General features: G+C 39.0%; 2 protein-coding genes and 1 pseudogene. All 3 read right to left on the bottom strand.

What is annotated here, in order from left to right; translation table 11 throughout:
• Positions 1-134: 134 nt before the first annotated feature.
• The 3 genes and pseudogenes from AACX68_RS06320 to AACX68_RS06310 all read right to left on the bottom strand — a co-directional run bounded on the left by AACX68_RS06320 (position 135) and on the right by AACX68_RS06310 (position 2151).
• Positions 135-1138 (bottom strand): annotated as a pseudogene (locus tag AACX68_RS06320) (IS630 family transposase).
• A 176-nt stretch (positions 1139-1314) separates the two neighbouring features.
• A complete protein-coding gene (locus AACX68_RS06315; RefSeq protein ID WP_339389296.1) occupies positions 1315-1530 on the bottom strand; it encodes a hypothetical protein in 216 nt (71 codons plus the stop codon).
• Positions 1531-1779: 249 nt separating this feature from the next.
• A complete protein-coding gene (locus AACX68_RS06310) occupies positions 1780-2151 on the bottom strand; it encodes a LecA/PA-IL family lectin (protein WP_228860833.1) in 372 nt (123 codons plus the stop codon).
• Positions 2152-2264 lie beyond the last annotated feature (113 nt).

Below are 2264 nucleotides of genomic sequence, written 5' to 3'. Positions count from 1 at the left end.
CTTTGCCAGATCAATTCCGATAACTTGTTCCATGGGACACCTCTTCATATTTTGCTGATGTATTCAGCATGGCTCACTGAAGCCGATTTGGGGAGGTGTCCATTTCATTATTTCATAATAGTGGGACACTCGATTTACTTTCTCTGAAAGAGTCTATTTGCAGCTTTTTCCAAGAATTTTTTCACATTACTGAGCAGTTGCCACATATACCGACAACAATGATTACGTGTGACTGTTTCATGTAACGTGTGCCATAAGTATTCTATTTTGTTCAGCCAAGGCGAGTAGACTGGCAGGAATAAGAGGATAATGGTGGGGTTTTGAGCCAACCAACGCTGAACTGCCCGGCTTTTATGAATGCAATAATTATCTAAAATCACGGTCAGCGTTTTCACACCCCGATAATATCTTTTTAAGACTTTCAGCATTTTAATAAATAAGAGTGAATTTTTCTTTGCACTTCCCGTATAGAGAACGTGATTTGTTTGAACGTCAAGAGTGCCAGCAATGTAGTATTTGGAGTGATAATCCGCTTTTGTTGTCCTTTAAAATACCAGTCAGCGCCGATTTTAGGATTAAAGTGGATATCAACTTCATCTTCATAAACCACGGGATGTTTCTCTGAGGCCAGAGATAACGCTTTGGTAATGAGCCCCATTTTTTCATCATATTCAGGGTCAGGCACCTGTAATGTCGGGGCTGCTCGTCACCATACGATGCGATTTTTACAGAAAAATCGGTAAAGTGTGCTGATTGACAGTTTGATATTAAATAATTTTTTGATTTGAAAGATAAAAAAAGAGAGGCTCCAACGAGAACGAATATGACCAAATTGCTGGGGTGAATGTTCCAACAAATAAAACAGAACGGGCAAAAGTGGCGTTAAATTCCACCGAGGATGGCGACCCGCGGATAAAGGATACAATCCGGCCCATCCGAGTGCCTTAAAGCGATCAATCCACCGCCACACAGAGGAATGCACGGTGCAAAGTGTTTTGGCAACTTGAGACACAGATGCACCTTGATGTAGCAAGAGTATTGCCATAATCCGGCGAGCATAGTTTTTATCTGCCGTTTTTTGGACAATTTTTCTCATTTGACGCCGTTCATTGCGCGGAATGGGTGGTACGATGGCCATAACTCAGTCCTTCCTTTTTGTGTTTTTTTGGTTTTGCGATTAAAAAGTTCGCAAAAATAGGACTGAGTTTCTTTGATTCGCCTACCATTTTGAAAAGCTATTTAGTGTTGGATTTATTTTTGAGGCTAGCGAATTAATTCAGGTAATAAAAATCCTCGTATTTTCGAGGCTGGTGATTAAGGATATATATGTTTGATTATAATAAGTGCTGCTATTGGTGGGATTAAGAAAATCACAGCCAATATTGAATAAAAAATTTTGCGACTTTTTCTTTTGAATGCTTTAAATGCAAAAAGCAAACCTATTGGAAAGCTGATGTATCCAAAAATCAAGCCGAATACAGCAATATAGCCCCAGAAAAGGTAGGATATTATTCCCGCTACTATCGACATATATATTCCTTTATGAATCTATAATAAGATCCTCGGAATATATCAGAGTAACTCACAACAACCCACTCGTAAATGAGCTGGAGTTAGTCAACAAATATTTCTCACTTAATTACTTGATGAGATGCAAAATGGAGTTCTGTTCTTTTTTAGCAATAGGGGCATTGCTATTACCGTTAATAGCAGCCATGAAAATCGGTGGAGTAAGGGAATGATTAACCTGCAGAAAATTGCGGGTTATCTTTGAGGTTATTATTTTATTTCGTCGAGAAGAGAATAACGTGACTCAATTTTGACGGTGACATAAAAGTCACCGGCATTATATTCATAATAACTATCATCAAAGAGAAGTATTAATTCACCATTTGTGGGAACTGTTTTGTGGAGTACACCGTTACCAATTTCATAAGTCTTATCACCGATTTTTGCAATCAGACTATATGTTGGTGTAGGTGATTTACCAGGCACCCCTTGAGGTGCAGCCCATGTAGAAGTTGGACTGTTATAATCATATTGTACCCATCCCGCAGCGATGATAGATATCACGTCTCCTTGTTGGAGCACAAGCCCTGTTGGTTGCCCTTGTTCAGCATTGGCAGGTACATTTCCAGACCAATCATACATAGTATTAACGCGATGCTCGACTTTTATGATGAGTTGAAATGACATAGCCGCTCCTTTATAACTTTAAGTCGTCAAAAATAGAGAAATAAAGGAACAAAAGGCTATGTCACAGC

It is taken from the genome of Xenorhabdus sp. PB61.4, from assembly GCF_963894935.1.
Taxonomy (GTDB): Bacteria; Pseudomonadota; Gammaproteobacteria; order Enterobacterales; family Enterobacteriaceae; genus Xenorhabdus; species Xenorhabdus stockiae.
Note: the sequence above shows the minus strand (reverse complement) of the source record. Positions and strands in the feature narration are given on the sequence as shown.

Coding starts and splice junctions, on each gene's coding strand:
- AACX68_RS06315 (WP_339389296.1), bottom strand. CDS start 1,530: ATGTCGATAGTAGCGGGAATAATATCCTACCTTTTCTGGGGCTATATT.
- AACX68_RS06310 (WP_228860833.1), bottom strand. CDS start 2,151: ATGTATGATTGGTCTGGAAATGTACCTGCCAATGCTGAACAAGGGCAA.